This is a genomic window from Paenibacillus sp. HGH0039 (genome assembly GCF_000411255.1).
In the GTDB taxonomy this organism is placed as follows: domain Bacteria; phylum Bacillota; class Bacilli; order Paenibacillales; family NBRC-103111; genus Paenibacillus_F.
In genome coordinates this window covers 2394781-2410949 of record NZ_KE150412.1, presented here as the reverse complement: position 1 = coordinate 2410949, position 16169 = coordinate 2394781, and the positions used below count along the sequence as shown (strand labels likewise).

9 protein-coding genes are annotated in these 16169 nt (G+C 53.8%); 7 read left to right on the top strand and 2 right to left on the bottom strand.

The features are described 5' to 3' along the window. Positions 1 to 9: 9 nt before the first annotated feature. Together HMPREF1207_RS10430 and HMPREF1207_RS10425 are read right to left on the bottom strand one after the other, a co-directional pair. On the bottom strand, positions 10 to 1251 hold the full coding sequence (locus HMPREF1207_RS10430; protein WP_009672992.1) for a PTS sugar transporter subunit IIC: 1242 nt from the start codon (positions 1249 to 1251) through the stop codon (positions 10 to 12). 215 nt (positions 1252 to 1466) lie between these two features. Beyond that, complete coding sequence (locus tag HMPREF1207_RS10425) at positions 1467 to 3959, bottom strand: GH39 family glycosyl hydrolase (protein WP_016423646.1); 2493 nt, start codon at positions 3957 to 3959, stop codon at positions 1467 to 1469. A gap of 284 nt (positions 3960 to 4243) precedes the next feature. On the opposite strand from HMPREF1207_RS10425, the gene HMPREF1207_RS10420 reads away from it, so the two are divergent. From HMPREF1207_RS10420 to HMPREF1207_RS10390, 7 genes are all read left to right on the top strand, one after another. Then, on the top strand, positions 4244 to 6064 hold the full coding sequence (locus tag HMPREF1207_RS10420; RefSeq protein ID WP_009673525.1) for a sensor histidine kinase: 1821 nt from the start codon (positions 4244 to 4246) through the stop codon (positions 6062 to 6064). Then, positions 6057 to 7577, top strand: coding sequence for a response regulator transcription factor (locus HMPREF1207_RS10415; RefSeq protein ID WP_009673531.1), 1521 nt, complete (start codon positions 6057 to 6059; stop codon positions 7575 to 7577). Before HMPREF1207_RS10420 ends, HMPREF1207_RS10415 begins: the two co-directional genes overlap by 8 nt. Before the next feature lie 245 nt (positions 7578 to 7822). Then, positions 7823 to 9286 (top strand): ABC transporter substrate-binding protein, encoded by a 1464-nt coding sequence (locus tag HMPREF1207_RS10410; protein ID WP_009673526.1) that lies wholly within the window; start codon positions 7823 to 7825, stop codon positions 9284 to 9286. A 161-nt stretch (positions 9287 to 9447) separates the two neighbouring features. Further along, positions 9448 to 10329 (top strand): ABC transporter permease, encoded by an 882-nt coding sequence (locus HMPREF1207_RS10405; protein ID WP_170318649.1) that lies wholly within the window; start codon positions 9448 to 9450, stop codon positions 10327 to 10329. Positions 10330 to 10359: 30 nt separating this feature from the next. After that, a complete protein-coding gene (locus HMPREF1207_RS10400) occupies positions 10360 to 11280 on the top strand; it encodes a carbohydrate ABC transporter permease (RefSeq protein WP_009673528.1) in 921 nt (306 codons plus the stop codon). A 194-nt stretch (positions 11281 to 11474) separates the two neighbouring features. Next, positions 11475 to 12794 (top strand): glycoside hydrolase family 125 protein, encoded by a 1320-nt coding sequence (locus HMPREF1207_RS10395; protein WP_009673518.1) that lies wholly within the window; start codon positions 11475 to 11477, stop codon positions 12792 to 12794. Next, positions 12791 to 16084: an alpha-amylase family protein gene (locus HMPREF1207_RS10390; protein ID WP_009673520.1), complete on the top strand. Its 3294-nt coding sequence runs from the start codon at positions 12791 to 12793 to the stop codon at positions 16082 to 16084. Before HMPREF1207_RS10395 ends, HMPREF1207_RS10390 begins: the two co-directional genes overlap by 4 nt. Positions 16085 to 16169: the final 85 nt, after the last annotated feature.

Here is a 16169-nt window from a genome sequence, read left to right as displayed (position 1 = left end):
GATTTCCCCTTATTCTTGAGGAATTTCATTCTGTTCTTTCTTCAACTCCTGCATATCGTACACTTTAAAAAACGGAAACCAAACGACAAACACAACCAACAAGACAACCGCCAGCAAGAGAAGTCCCTTGAACCCGGACAACAGATAGGTTGATAACCCCATAGGCGTGTACCACAACTGGAACACTTTGCTGGGAATGTCCACCAGTCCGAGATCGAGCGTCAGGTAGACAATGATGGGCGTAATAATGCCGTTGATCCACATGGGGATCATCAAGATGGGATTAAACGCGATCGGCGCTCCGTAGATGACGGGTTCGTTAATATTGAACAGCGAAGGCACGATCGTCGCCTTTCCGATGGAGTTCAATTTCCTGGATTTTGCGAACAGGAACCAAATGACCAGCGGAAGCGTCGCGCCCAGCCCGCCCACACCGACCCAGCCGGAGAAAAACGTTTCAAATGTGTTGATATTGACGGGTGCCATGCCTTGAGCGGCCAATTTGGCGTTCTCTTCGATCGCCGGGATCCAAATCGAATATAGGATCGGAGTGATTACCCAGGGGCTGACGCCGAACGAGTAAAGAAGCACGCCGACGAAATTAAACAGCACAAAGCCCGCGAGACTTTGACTTATTGTATTAAGCGGCTGGAATAGACCTACGATTAGTTCGAAGATATCGAAATTCAGTTGATAAATAAGCACCCATCCGAAAGTCAGAATGAGAGCGATCGGTACGAGAAAATCGAACCAGTCCACAATAAATTCGGGCAGGTTGGTATCCTTTTTGAACCAGGAAAAACGATTAAACGCATTAATTACGACTGCTACCGTTATACCTACCAGGAGCGCCGTAATCATGCCGGAAGGCCCGAAACGCTCCAGTACAAATTGGACGGTGCCGTCATCCCCGAATTTCGGATTTAAAAGCATCAAGAACAGCGATAGGCCGGTCGCTCCCGAGATCAGCTTGATTTTGTGGCGTTCTTTCTTTTGCATGACCATATAGGGGGTCAGAAAAGAAATAAAGATGCCGAGAAGGCCGAAGCTGAACGTCGTAATCGGCGTTAAGTTGGGCATGCCGGGAATAAAGTCCTTTAAAATAGAAACAAGCGTGATTAACGAACCGATGAAAATCATCGGCAGCGTAACCATGATCGCTTCCTGAATCGAATCGACCCATACATTCTTCGTAAACGCATTAATACGGGGCGCGAATTTTTCCGCCATCCACTTCATTAAACGATCCATTGTGATCCCTCCAATGCTTATGTTGTCACCATGTGCCCGTGTAACCCATGATAGAGCTTTTTGACAGCGCTTTCTTGTTCTTACTTGCCGTGTGGAGGTATGTTTTTTGCCGAAATCTCTTATCTGCGGTTTTTTCGTTTTTTCCGAAGTTTTGCCTATAGCAAAAAACACCCCTGTCTCGCAAGGGTGCCTTCCCGCGCGCATCAACGGCACGCTTAGTATTGTCTTGTAAAGGTAACCAGCATGACTCCGTGAGGGGGAAGGATAAAGGTCCCTTCATAGCTGTCGACATCCGTCAGCAATTCCGTTTGCAGGACCGGTCCGCTTTTGTTGCCCAAAAAGAGGAGTTCTTCCTCTGTGAGGTAGACGGGCATGCCCAAACGAAGCCATTCGTCGAAGACCGATCCATGCTCGCGGTCAAGCCGGTAGCTCGTCATTTTATAGTTGCCCTTTAAGCCGTTCAGTTTCAAATGAAGTGCTTTGTCTCCTTTTTCTTCAAAAATCGTGTACCGGTTCTTTTCCGTCAGTCCGGACCGGTCTCCGCTGGCGTAGAGCTGGTCTACATGCGTGTAATGGTACATTAACACTTGTATACTCCCGTCAGCCCGTGATGTTACGATATAACCCTCTCCATACGTGATCAGTTTCTCACCCAGCTTGTTAAGGAGCTCCAGGGCATAATAGCTCGGTTTCTTCAGACCGGACCGGGTTATAAGGCCGAAACCGCCGTAGAACAAAGACACGGGAACTTGGCTTTCCTCGAATACATCCGTGAATGACCAGTAAGCAATCGAAGTCAGCGTCCCCAGCGTGAGAAAAGATTGGTGGATAACGAACGCTGCCATAAACATCGTATCGTGGATGTAGTTCCGGTCATAGAGAGAAAAGTTCCACTCGGTCATATGAAGCTCCAGCGCGGGCATCCTGTCGGAACCGATCTGAGTTCTTAACCGCTTGATGCTGTCGGCATAGAACGATGGCGGCATAATCGTCGTTAATTTATCTTTTTCGTCCTTCTTATTGGGATATTCCGAATATACGTGAAACGAGAAAAAGTCGATGGGCACGTTATTCTCCAGGCAGTAAGCCATGAAGTCCTCCGCCCAGGTATCATTCCAGATCGATCCGTAGCCAAGGGCCGGCCCGCCTACTTTCAGTTCGGTAGCGACATCTTTAATGGCACAAGCAGTTGACTTGTAAAATTCAAAATATTCTTCCTTCGTTCCGGCCCAGCAGACGCCTGTCAGATCGGGTTCGTTCCATACCTCGAAATACCAATTCTTCATTTCTTCAAGGCCGTACCGGTTCAGGCAGTGGCGGACAAATTCGCGAACAAGCGAATTCCATTTGTCGGGATCCGCGGGAGGGGCGATATTTCCTTTCCACCAAAAAATCGTCTCCCGGGAACGGCGGAGCAGTGTCGGCATAAAGCTGAGCTCGACGAACGGACGAATGCCCGCTTGCAGTAAGAAATCATACAATTTGTCCACATAGGACCAATTATAAACAGCTTTCCCATCCTCCGTTTCGCTATACACCATCATTTCATCATTGAATATGCCGTGAAAGCGGATATGGGTGAAGGCCAAGCTCCGCTGCAATTCTATAAATTGCTCCTGCCAATCGGCACGCAGCCCTTCTACGGCTCTGCCCGCATTTATTAATCGCTGCCAGTGCGGCTCATAAGGCCGGCCCGGATCGTCCGCACGGACACGAATATGAATCTGGTCGTGAACGATTTCCTTAGCTCCCGACAAGTCCGGTTTGTCTTCATTAAGATTCAAATAATGAAACAAAGATTCCATCGCTTGAATGGTGTCGGTCTCGTAATAGTCTCCGCTTGGCGAGTCATCGTAGGTCAGCGGCTTTCTCTCCGGGGATGCAGTCTTTTCCTTTGCGGCTTCTCTGAAGGCGCCGGGAGTCATTTCATATTTCTCTTTGAAATATTTATTGAACAGTTTTACGTTGGCGAATCCGCAATCCAGCGCAATTTGCGTCACGCTTTTGGCGGATTCCGTAAGTTCGGCCACCGCTTTCTCCAGGCGGATCGAGGTTAAGTATTTTTGAAAAGGAATGCCGATTTTATCGCTGAAGAAATGGGAGAAATAATGGAGGCTCAGATGCTCCTGCTCGGCAATGGATTGCAGCGTAATTTTCTGGCTGTAGTGACGATCGATATACTTCAATACTCGGTTAAGACGTTTATAGTCGTAAGTTTTCTTGTCTTCTTGGTAAGCTTCATGGGGGCCGGTTGTGAAATAGCGGAACAGATGACCGGTTAACAAGTGAAGCAGGCCTATTGAAAAATTGCGGCAGCCGGGAGCCTTTTTGCTCGCTTCCCATGTCAACTGGGCCAAGTAATGGCGTACCTTGTCATAGCGGTCCCGGTTGCCGGGCTTCTGACGCAAAGAGTTGCAGTCGATAAACACTTGGCTGTCAAGCAAATCCGGGCTGAATTGCAGGGTCAGCAGCACATTGTCTTGATGGGTACGTTCAATCTTGTGAACGGACATGCTGTTTACCACGATAATATCGTCCTTGTACAACGCATATTGGTGTTGGTCCAGCCAAAGGGTAACGGCTCCGTGAAGGACGTAAATGATTTCGACTTCCCTGTGCCAATGAAACGGGACAAACGCGACGCTATTCACGAATAAACGATACGGCAGGTCATCTTGATGTTTGATAAACTCGTATAGGTAGCGCATTTGCAAATCCCCTTTCCATATACCGATTATGTACTCAAAAAAGACGATATTACAATGCGCAGGCTAAAAGAAGCTTATGAAGCACGCTATGGAGCGGCCTTTGCAGCTCCCGTTTTCACAAGATGGCTTTGCCATGGATATGGTTTCCAAACGGGCCCATAACTATAAGGTGCCAGCTTGAGGGAGCCCACGCCCTGAGCCACTGAACTGACAAAGGCGGTTAGGTTGTATAGGCGGCGGCATGCTATAATCGAGACGGATAACGTTCAGGGAGGGCAGACCGCATGGGTGTCAGGAGAATCTACCGCAACTATTTGAAAAACAACTTGTTTCTGAAAATGATCCTGATGTTTTCCCTGATCACGATCCTGACCATCATTACGCTTTCGTATTTGATGTTTTCTTTCATGTCCCAATCCATCGTACAGCGGGAGCTGGCCAACCAGAAAAAGGCGATGGAAGGCGTCAGCTCGTACGTTAACGGCAAATTCGAGTGGGTGCAGTCGCTGCTCACGGACATTTACCAGAACGATGCCCTGTCGGCTAACATGTCGTATTTTCTCCAGCATCCTTATCAGGAATATGCCGAGCACCGGCTGGATCAATTTTATAAAGATACGAATTTCTCGACGGATGTTCTGAAATATTTGCAGAACAAGCTGGATGCGGACCCGGATATCCAGAATCTCATGCTCTACAGCGCGGAGGAGCAGTATCTCTACACGTACAATTCCAACCGGCTGAGCAAGCTGATTTCCACGAACGCTTCGCGTTCCTACATTCCGGACATTATGGCGCAGGAGACCCGCACGATTGCCCCGCCGAACGTCTGGATGCGCAAGACGCTGAACCAGTGGGACCCCAGGCTGTATTCCATCCGCGTACCGGTTAACGATAAATACTCGCTCAAAAATATCGGGCAGCTGCTTCTTTATTTCAATTCGGACGGGATAGTCCGGGCTCTCGAAAGCTACAAGCCGGATTTGAAAGGGACCATCTTCGTCATGACCCCCGACGGGGATGTGATGTTTGATTCTTCCGGGCAATACTACGGGAAGAAGTTTCCCTACACCGACAGGATCAACAGCTTGTATGATACGGGCACGCTGCAAAACGGCATGTATTTGACGAAACTGACGCAGAGCCGGGGCGGCTTTATCGTCATGGGGGCCGCGCCCAAGGAAGAGATTGCGGCTTCCTACCGGGGCCTGCGCAATACGATCCTGCTCGTCAGCGCGATTGCTATTCTGTTCGCGATCCTCATTCCGTCGCTGTTCATTATGAACTTCGCGAAGCGGACGAACCGGATCATCCAGTTTACGCGGCGGGTGAAGCGGGGAGACCTGAAAGCCCGGATCCGCGATACGCGCGAAGATGAGCTCGGGCAGATTTCCAAAAGCTTTAACGATATGCTGGACGAGCTGAACAACTACATCGACCGCGTGTACAAGGCGGAGATCAAGCAGAAGCATACCGAGCTGACCGCGCTCCAGGCCCGGATCAATCCGCACTTCCTCTATAACACACTGGAGGTGATCCGGATGAGGGCGCTGTCCCAAGGGGCCAGCGATGTCGGCGAGATGATTTACAGCTTGTCCGTGCTATTCAAAAGTTTCGTGCAGCAGAAGACGATTTATACGATGAAGGACGAAGTCGAGGCGTGCCGGATGTATTTGGAGCTTTTCCGTATCCGGTACAAGGACCGTTTTTCGTACGAAATCGTGTGGGAGCGGGACTTGGCGCACGTTCAGGTTTTGAAAATGTCCCTGCAGCCGATCATCGAGAACTACGTCGTTCACGGAATCCGCAGCGACCGCAAGGATAACCGCCTGACGATCACGATCGGCGAAGAGGGCGGATTCGTCCGGGTCCGGGTGGAGGATAACGGCAACGGCATGACGGAAGAGAAGCTGGCCGAGATCACGGAGAAGCTGGACCGGGAGGAGACGGAAGGCGAATCGTTCGGTCTGAGGAGCGTTCACGAAAGGCTGAAGCTGCAGTACGGGAGCGAATACGGGATTGAACTTCACAGCAAGCCGGGACAAGGTACGACGGTAATCGTCCGTTATCCCGGCGCAGAGGGACAGGAGGCGGCCCATGTATAGAGTATTTCTGGTGGATGACGAGCCGTTCATTATCGAAGGGCTTTACGATATCATAGACTGGTCCTCGTTCGGGCTCGAAATTGTGGGCCAGGCCGAGAACGGCCGGGAGGCGCTGGAGGCGTTGAAGAAAACGTCGGTGGATCTCCTGATCACGGACATATCGATGCCGGTTATGAACGGGCTCGATCTGATCCGCGGGGCGCGGGAGTTTCATCCCGACCTGAAGGTGGTGGTCCTCAGCGGGTTTAACGATTTTGTGTATTTGAAAGAATGCATCCGGCTCGGCATCGAAAATTATTTGCTGAAGCCGATTAATCTGGACGAGCTGAAAGCGACACTGGACAATACGGTGGAGAAACTGAACGCTTCAAAATCCGAACGCTTGTTCAACGAATACGGCGTACAGATTTTGAAAGATAACATGATGCACCGCTGGCTGACGGGTCAGATTGCGTCCGGCGAGTACAGGGAGCGGGCCGATCTGCTCGGCATCGAGATGGACAAGCCGTATATGGCCGCCGCGGTTATGCGGCTCGAAGAGAACTTCGTCCAGGTGTTCGAGCTGATTTCGCGGCAGATGAAATACAACGAGTCGATCATCCCGTTCCGGGATGTGGACGGAGACCTCGTGATCCTTTTCGTGATGGACGATCCCGAAGAAGGCAAGCGCGAGATGATCGGCACGATTGAAGAACTGCTGGACCGGCTCACGACGTACCAGCCCATCCGCACCTCCATCGGAAGCGTGCAGCCGCTCCCCGATCAGGCGCCGCTCGGCTACCGGCACGCGAAGAAGGCGCAGGAATATTTCCTGCTCTATCCGGAGCACGGCCTCATCGACTACAGCGACCTGCCTTCGGGCAAAGACGCGGGGAAAGCGAAGTTCCCGATTGACTGGAGCGAGTATACGAAGCTGATCATGGCCAAAGACCGGGAGAAGCTGCTCCTGCGCATCGAAGAGGATTTCGAGGAGATGCAGACGCTGGAGGGTGTCACCCCCGGGGACATTCAGGATATCGCCATGGAAGTCATTATTCTTTTCAAAATGGCGCTGAAAGAGATCAAGCACGTGGAGGAAACCGAGCTGTACAAGGAAGGTTTCGAGAAAGTGCGGCAGGCGGGCACCCTGCGCGAGCTGATCAAGGCCGTCCAGGACGTGGCGGGGCTTACGGTCGATTCGCTGGTCCGGGATATCAAGAGCCCGGTTGTCCAGCAGGTGCTCAATTACATCCACGAATCGTATGCCGAAGAGCTCTCGCTGAAAGCGCTGGGCGCGCTGTACAATATCCATCCCGTCTATCTGGGCCAGTTGTTCCACAGGGAGACCGGCGAAACCTTTACGGAATACATCAACAAATACCGGATCGAGAAGGCGAAGGAACAGCTGAAAACGACCCATCTGAAAGTGCACGAAATCGCCCGGAATGTGGGCTACTGGGAAACGGGTTACTTTTACAAACAATTCAAGAAATATGTGGGAATATCACCTACCGATTTCAAGGGACTGCTCTAGCGGATGGCCGCGGGCGGTCTCTTTTCTTTATTTTAGACACGATAACTTTAATTTCTCTTCTATTTGAAACTGCTTTCATCACGTACAGTAAAGATAGTCCTCGAAGCAAGCGGACAGCGGCCTAAAGCCCCATGCATAGGGCATTTCCCGGTTCCGCACAATGAATAGAGCAGAAGATCGCGTAGAAAAGCCGTCTGCCCTGTTCGTGCAGAGATGGCGGATTTATTAAAGGGGAGGATACACACATGAACAGAAGCAAGAAAAGTCTGGCTGTCGTACTTGCCATGCTGCTTACGTTTACTCTGGTGCTCAGCGCCTGCGGCGACAGCAAACAAGGCGAGGGAACGTCCGATAAGCCGGTAGAACTGATCTGGTACACGATCGGGACTCCGCAGAAAGACACGGACCGCGTCATGGAAGAAGTCAGCAAGTACACGAAAGAGAAAATCGGCGTTACCGTCAAAATGAGACAAATCGATTTCGGCGACTACTCGCAGAAGATGCAAGTTATGGCCGCTTCCGGTGAGCCGATCGATATCATGTTCACCTCTTCGTGGGCATTCGATTATGTCCAGAATGCAAGAAAAGGCGCATTCCTGGCAATCGACGACCTCTTGAATAAACAAGGCAAAGGCATTAAAGACGCTCTCGACCCGGCGTTCCTCGAAGGCTCCAAAGTAGACGGACACAACTACGGGATTCCGGCTAACAAAGAGCTTCCGGCACAGGAAGTATGGCGCTTCAACAAGCAGCTGCTCGACAAGTACAACCTGGATATCACCAACGTGAACACGCTGGAAAGCCTGGAGCCGCTGCTCAAAACGATCAAGGAAAAAGAACCGAACGTATTCCCGCTGGCGGCGGACAAAAACTTCGGTCTGTACGTTCCTTACGACTACGTCATCGAAAAAATGCCGATGGCCGTCAAGCTCGACAGCACGGATCTGAAAGTCGTTAACGTTTTTGATACACCTGAAATGAAGCAGGCGCTTCAAACGATGAACAAGTACTATAAAGCCGGCTACATCCCGACTGAAGCGGCTACACTGAACTCGCTGAGCGACGTTCAAGCAACGGGCAAATGGTTCGCGGACAAAGCGACCAACCAGCCTTTCGCCGACAACCAATGGTCCGCAAGCTACGGCTATCCGGTTGTATCGACTCCGGCCGGTCCGTCCACTATCTTCAACTGGTCCGTAATGGGCTCCATGCAGGCGATCTCCGCCAACTCCAAGTATCCGGAGAAAGCGATGGAATTCCTGAACCTGCTGAATACCGATCCGAAGCTCCGCAACATGGTTGATTCCGGTATCGAAGGCGTGCACTACAAGAAAGTCGGCGACAACGTGATGGAAAACCTTCCGGATGCGAAGAACTACGACATGCCGACCTTCTCGCTCGGCAGCGTTATTATCACGTACCTGAACAAAGAAGACCCTGCCAACAAGTGGGACGAGTTCAAGAAGTTTAACGATGCGGGCAAACCGGCTCCGCTGCTCGGCTTTAACTTCGACACTTCGAAAGTGACAACTGAAATCGCCGCCGTACAGAACGTGAAGGAAGCTTTCTGGACTTCACTGATGACCGGTACGGTAGATCCGAATCAATACCTGCCGCAAGCTAACGAGAAAATGAAAGCTGCGGGCCTGGATAAAATTATGGCGGAAGCTCAGCGTCAAATCGACGAGTGGAAAGCTTCCAAGAAGTAAGAGAATCAGAATCGGATTAGGCGAATGTTTCCCGCATTCGCCTGATTTTTTATGCTCACAAGCGTTACCGGCTTCGAATTATTTCTCAAAAGGGGTGATAGGGTGTGACAAGGATTACGAATTTCTTCAAAGACATCAACAAAAACAAAGCACTCCTTCTCATGGTACTGCCAGGCACGATCTGGTTCCTGTTCTTCTCCTATCTGCCGATGGCAGGTATGGTCGTTGCGTTCAAACAATACCGGTACAGCCGGGACGGCTTCTGGGCCAGCATAGTCGAAAGCAAGTGGGTCGGCCTGCAAAACTTCAAGTTCCTGTTCAGTACGAACGACGCTTACATCATTACGCGCAATACTTTGCTCTATAACTCCGTATTTATTATCGTCGGCCTGGTCCTTGCGGTCCTGCTGGCTATCGTTCTATCCGAAATCGTCAATAAACGGCTCGCCAAAATATATCAGACCGGCATGTTCCTCCCGTACTTTCTGTCCTGGGTCATCGTCGGCTATTTCGTATTCAGCTTCCTCAGCTTCGACAAAGGTCTCGTGAATAAAGTCGGCGCCATGTTCGGCGTAGATCCTACCCAGTGGTACAACAACCCGACATACTGGCCGCTGATTATCATCCTGGTGTTCCTGTGGAAGTCCGTCGGCTACAACAGCGTCGTTTACCTGGCCGCTATCATGGGGATCGACAAATCCTTGTACGAAGCAGCCATGATCGACGGCGCAAGCAAATGGCAGCAGATCATCCACATTACGATCCCGATGCTGAAGCCGCTGATGACGATTCTGACGCTGCTGGCGATCGGCCGCATTTTCTATGCCGACTTCGGTCTCTTCTATCAGGTTCCGAGAGATTCGGGCACGCTCTACTCCGTGACGAACGTTATCGACACGTATGTATACCGCGGCCTCAAAACGACCGGTGAAATCGGCATGAGTACCGCCGCAGGTCTTTACCAGTCCCTGGTCGGCTTTATTCTCGTCATTACCTCGAACTACATCGTACGCAAATTCAACAAAGAGAATGCCTTGTTCTAAGAGATCAGCATGTGAAAGGGGGAATTGGTTGTGCAAGCCCAAACGAGAAAAAAAAGCCGCGATTTTCATCAGCTCCCAACCGTCTGGAACGTTGTCTTTAACTTGATTGCAGCCTTGTTCGCTTTTGCCTGCGTCTTTCCGTTCCTGTTCGTTACGATCATCTCCTTCACGGATGAAACGACACTGGCCGCCAACGGCTATCAGCTTATCCCGGAAAAATGGAGCCTGGAGGCTTACCGCTATTTGTTCAAAGCGGGCGATCAGCTTCTCCGCTCGTATGGCGTCACGATTCTCGTCACAATTGTCGGGACCGTTATCTCCGTCATCATGACGGCGCTGTTCGCTTATGCCATTTCGCGTAAAACGTTCAAATACCGCAATTTCTTCGGATTTTTCGCTTTCTTCACGATGCTGTTCAACGGCGGTATGGTACCGACGTATATCGTCGTAACCCAACTGCTCGGCATGAAAGATTCGCTCTGGGCGCTCATTCTGCCCTTGGCGGGGAACGCCTTCTACATCATGATTATGCGGACGTTCTTCAGCACCTCGGTGCCGGACGCGATTGTCGAATCCGGTAAAATCGACGGCGCGGGCGAATTCCAGATCTTCTACAAGCTCGTCATGCCGCTGGCTCTGCCCGGTATGGCGACGATCGGCCTGTTCAGTACGCTGGGCTACTGGAACGACTGGTTCAACGCGCTTCTGTACATCGACGATCCGAAGCTGGTTCCGCTCCAATCGATGCTGATGCGGATCGAGAACAGCATGCAGTTTCTGCTGCAGAACACGAACAACCCGTCGCTCGGGATGGGCGTGCTGCAGTCGCTGCCGCAGGATACGTCCCGGATGGCAATGGTCGTCCTGGCGACCGGACCGATCATTCTCGCGTATCCGTTCTTCCAGCGTTACTTCATTCAAGGCCTGACGATCGGCGCCGTAAAAGAATAGGCCGAGCGCAGTGCATAACGGCCCTGCAGCCTGCGGGGCCGCTCCTGCATGGAGAGCGGAACGCCCGCCCGGTACCACTTTTCGCAGCTTAAGAGCAGAAGCGACATACCGGGTCAAAACCTACACATATAAGAAACGTGATAAATCGAGTAAACTAGCAGACAAACTGGGAAATTATTGGAGGAACCGAAGCCATGGAACAATTCAGACTGCCCAAAATTCCGATGCCTAAGCTGGAGCTCCCGCAGGCCATTCAGGAAGTATTGAAGGAAGCCGAAGTGAAGCTGGCGCACCGCCCGAAGCTTCTTCAACTGTTCAAGAACTGTTTCCCGAACACGCTGGAAACGACGACGAAACTGCTGGATGACGGCACCACCTTCGTCATTACCGGAGACATCCCGGCCTCCTGGCTGCGAGATTCGGTCGAGCAGGTGATCCAATATGTGCCTTTTGCCAAAGAAGACAAGGATCTGCAGCGTATTATCGGCGGCCTGATCAAGCGCCATATCGCTTACATCCATATCGACCCGTATGCGAACGCGTTCAACGAATCCGCCAACGACTGGCACTGGAACACCACCGACATTACGGACATGTCCCCATGGGTGTGGGAGCGTAAATTCGAGCTCGATTCGCTTTGCTTCTCGATGCGTCTGGCCTACGCGTACTGGAAGGAAACCGAACGGACGGACATTTTCGATGCGGGCTTTAAAGGCGCGATGCGTAAAATCGTCGAGCTGTTCAAAACCGAGCAGCGCCACTTCGAACAATCTCCTTACCGCTTCACGCGCGACAACGGGATTCCGACCGATTCGCTCCGCAACAGCGGCCTGGGGATGCCGGTCAATTATACGGGCATGGTCTGGTCCGGCTTCCGTTCCAGCGACGACGCCTGCGACTTCCATTACAACATTCCGGCCAATATGTTCGCCGTGGTGGCGCTTCGCCATATGCAGGAATTCGCCGAATGGGTTTTCCGCGATATGGAGTTCCTGAAAGAGCTGAAAGACCTTGAAGCCGATATCGACCACGGGATTCAACTGTACGGCATTTACCGTCACCCCGAATTCGGACCGATTTACGCGTACGAGACGGACGGCTTCGGCAACTACTGCCTGATGGACGATGCGGGTACGCCGGGACTCATGTCCATTCCGTACCTCGGGTATGTGAATGCGGACGATCCTATCTACCAGAATACGAGACGCTTCGCCCTCAGCAAAGAAAATCCGTTCTACTACGAAGGGACCGCGGCAAAAGGAATCGGAAGCCCGCACACCCCTCCGGGCTATATCTGGCATATGGCTTTGTCCATGCAGGGACTGACCGCCACGACGACGGAGGAGAAGCTGGAGATGATCGCGATGCTGGAAGCGACCGACGCGGATACGGGCTTTATGCACGAGGGCTTCCATGCCGATGATCCGAACACGTTCACCAGAACCTGGTTCGCGTGGTCGAACAGCCTGTTCTCCCAGCTCGTTTACCGGGCGATGAAGGACGGACTGCTATGAGCGTGAATCAGCCGGTCGTTCTTTTCTATGATCCGTCGTTTCCGATAAGCACCGCCGAACAAGCAAACGTGAAAACAGGCCGGCAGACCGTGCCGGTCCTGAAGGAAGAGGTTCGGCAGCCGGACTCCGCCGCGGGCTTAACGGGCGCTGCCGGCGCCGCGCTCCAGACCGATACCCTGGCGGGTATCGGGAACTTCGTCAGCGCAGACGGCTTGGCCGAAGCCCTGAACGAAGCGGCCGGCGGCTGCTTCGTGAACCTGCACGCGCCGTATTTCCCGAAGGCGGCGTGGCCGGCCATTCTCGGCTTCCTGTCGAGAGGCGGCAGCCTGATCTCCGTCGGCGGCGCGCCGTTCAAGCATCCGGTACGCCGCGAGGGCGGCGAATGGCACGTGGAAGCCGAGCAGACGGCTTACCACCAGGAGCTGCACATCCACGAGGCGCTTCGCGTGGACGCATCTTCCGCGGAGGAACTGTCCGCTTCGGACACGGTCCCACTGCTGGCGGGGCAAGAATCGCTGTTTAGCGTGACGGACACGTGGAATCTCGTGCCGCACGTGACCAAAACAAGCGATCTCCCGCACCAGATGGGCTCCGCCGGACCGATGAGCACGCAGATTTATCCGCTGCTCAAAGGGATTACCGCGGAAGGCCGCGAAGTGTCGGCCCCCGTCGTGCTGTGGGAAAACTCGCGCGGCAAGTTCGAAGGCTCGCGCTGGCTGTTCGTGAACCAGCCGCTCCGCGCGCTATTCTGGGAGCAGGGCGGCGCCGCGGCGCTCAAGCAGTGGACGGAATTCTGCGCGGCAGGCGTGACCGAGCTGTGGCTGAAGCCGAATTACGCTTCCTACGAAGCAGGCGAGCGTCCGCAGCTTACCCTGCAGACCCAGCGGATGACGCGCGCTTGCGCGGACAGTCGTGCGAAACGGACGGAGGACTGGACGTTCTCCATCACCGTGGAGCACGAGAGCACCTCCGATCGGTGGACGTGTGAGCTGCAGCAGGAGGTAACCGGCGAATTCGGCCTCGTCCGTATCCCGGTCCCGCTCGACATGCGAAGCGGGCTGTACCGGGTGGAATGCCGGGCCGAATCGGCGCGCGGCGAGATCCGCATCCTGCGCCAAGGGTTCTGGGGCCTGGACGCCAAGATGCTGGCGGAAGGCCAGCCGATCGGCCGGGACCGCGACTACTTCATCCAAGACGGCAGGCCGCTGCCGGTTGTCGGCATGACCTACATGACTTCCGACGTGGCCCGCAAGTTCCTGTTCCTGCCTAACGCGGCGGTATGGGACCGCGATATGGCCCAGATGGCCCGCGCGGGCATCAATTGGATCCGCACAGGCATCTGGACCGCTTACCGCAACATTATGCAGGTGGACGGCCATGTGTCGGAGGATGTACTTCGGGCGATCGACGCGTTCCTGATGACGGCCAAGAAGCACGGCTTGCAGGTCACGTTTACGTTTTTCTCCTTTACGCCGGAAACGTGGGAAGGGGTCAATCCTTACCTCGATCCGCAGAGCGTGGAAGCGCAGAAGCGGTTTATCCGCTCCATCGTTTCGCGCCACCGGAATACGAAGAACGTGGATTGGGATCTGATCAACGAGCCGTCCATGTTCGAGCCGGAAAAAATCTTCTCCGACGGCCCGCGCTCCTGCCGCGATCCTTTTGAGAAAGCGGCCTTTATCGAGTGGCTCCGCGAGCGGCACGGCTCTATCGAAGCGCTTCAGGAGCGGTGGAACATGTCCCCGGAGCAGCTTCCGGATTTTGCGGCGGCTGCCCTACCGGAAGCCGAGGAGATCAATTTCGATGTGCAGGATATGCACCGCGGCAAGAAAGGGACCCGCTGGCTGGACTACTGCCTGTTCTCCATGGACATGCACAACCGCTGGGCCCGGGAGCTCTACGAGACGATCAAGGAGCAGTGCCCGGATCATCTCGTGACGGTCGGGCAGGACGAAGCGCTCGGAGCCCAGAGACCGTCGCCGTTCTTCTACGAAGAAGCCGTCGACTATACGACCGTGCATTCCTGGTGGCTGAACGATCAGCTTCTCTGGGACGGCATTTTCGCCAAAACGGCGCATAAGCCGAATCTCGTCCAGGAAACCGGCATCATGTACGTGGAAACGCCGGACGGCCGGGCGAAACGGACCGAGACGGAGCTGCGGAACCTGCTGGAGCGCAAGTATGCCTACGCGTTCGCGACAGGCGGCGCAGGGGCGGTTCACTGGATCTGGAACACGAACTTTTACATGGATAATGCCAACGAATCGCATATCGGGGCTCTCCGGGCAGACGGCACGGAGAAGCCGGAAGCGGACGTTTCCTATGACTTCGGAACGTTTATGGCCGGTATCCGCGATTTGTTCCGGGAACGGAAACTGGAAGATATCGTCGCCGTTTTCCCGTATTCGAACGATTTTTCGAACCGGAAGCTGGCCTTCGATGCCACTACACGGCTGACGCGTGTGCTGGCTTACCAGCTTAACCAGCCTTTCCGGGCGGTTTCGGAGTATCACCTGGATGCGCTGGAGCAGGGTCCGGTCAAGCTGATTCTGCTGCCGAGCGCCCATAACGTGGACGATCAAGCGATGGCGGAGCTCGTGGAGTTTGTAAAACGTACGGGAGCCGTGCTGCTGGCGACAGGTCCGCTGGGCATCGACGCGTACTGGAGAGAGACGGCCCGCCTGGACGATGTGCTTGGCAGCGGCAAGCTCGCCAACGTACGCCGGGAAGAAATGCTGAGCATCGGCGGCTCCATCCAGCCGGTTTCATTCGGACAGAGACGCATTGCGGAAACCGTCAAGGAAATCCGTCTGAACGACTCCGGGCAAGGAGGCGTCATCGGCGCGGGAGCCCCAACCGGAACCGGTGTAACGGGACAAAAAGCTGACAGCCCGCAAGGCGACGCTGTTGTGGATATCCCGCTCGGCAAGGGCCGCCTGATCTGGAGCCCGCTGCCTGTCGAGCTTAACGAGAGAACCGAAGCCGTCGCCGAACTCTACCGGTACGCTCTTGAGGCGGCGGGCTGCGAGAGCGGTCTGGAATGGCGCCGCGGGGGTAATCTGCCGGGCGTGTACGGCCGCAAAATCAGCTTCAAGGAAGGCTCGCTCTTCGTATTCGTTTCCGAATTCGCCTGGGACGCCCCTGTAGAAGTGAAGGACACGGAGACCGGCGCGGTCTACTCCTTCCTGCTGGAGAAAGAGCGGTCCGTCTTGTTCGCCGCCGATTCGGCAGGCAAGCTTCTCGCCGTTTACCGGCCGGATGAGGTTCAAATTCGCGTAGGTAACGAGTAAAACGCGAGGGAGCGTAAGGGTACGTGTTCGGGTACGTCTGCACGTACCTGCGTTATCCTTAACCCGTCAGGCAGACCCTTTTAAC

Excerpts from the sequence above, each read along its gene's own strand:
- HMPREF1207_RS10430 (WP_009672992.1), bottom strand. The coding sequence starts at position 1,251 with ATGGATCGTTTAATGAAGTGGATGGCGGAAAAATTCGCGCCCCGTATT.
- HMPREF1207_RS10425 (WP_016423646.1), bottom strand. The coding sequence starts at position 3,959 with ATGCGCTACCTATACGAGTTTATCAAACATCAAGATGACCTGCCGTAT.
- HMPREF1207_RS10420 (WP_009673525.1), top strand. The coding sequence starts at position 4,244 with ATGGGTGTCAGGAGAATCTACCGCAACTATTTGAAAAACAACTTGTTT.
- HMPREF1207_RS10415 (WP_009673531.1), top strand. The coding sequence starts at position 6,057 with ATGTATAGAGTATTTCTGGTGGATGACGAGCCGTTCATTATCGAAGGG.
- HMPREF1207_RS10410 (WP_009673526.1), top strand. The coding sequence starts at position 7,823 with ATGAACAGAAGCAAGAAAAGTCTGGCTGTCGTACTTGCCATGCTGCTT.
- HMPREF1207_RS10405 (WP_170318649.1), top strand. The coding sequence starts at position 9,448 with ATGGTACTGCCAGGCACGATCTGGTTCCTGTTCTTCTCCTATCTGCCG.
- HMPREF1207_RS10395 (WP_009673518.1), top strand. The coding sequence starts at position 11,475 with ATGGAACAATTCAGACTGCCCAAAATTCCGATGCCTAAGCTGGAGCTC.
- HMPREF1207_RS10390 (WP_009673520.1), top strand. The coding sequence starts at position 12,791 with ATGAGCGTGAATCAGCCGGTCGTTCTTTTCTATGATCCGTCGTTTCCG.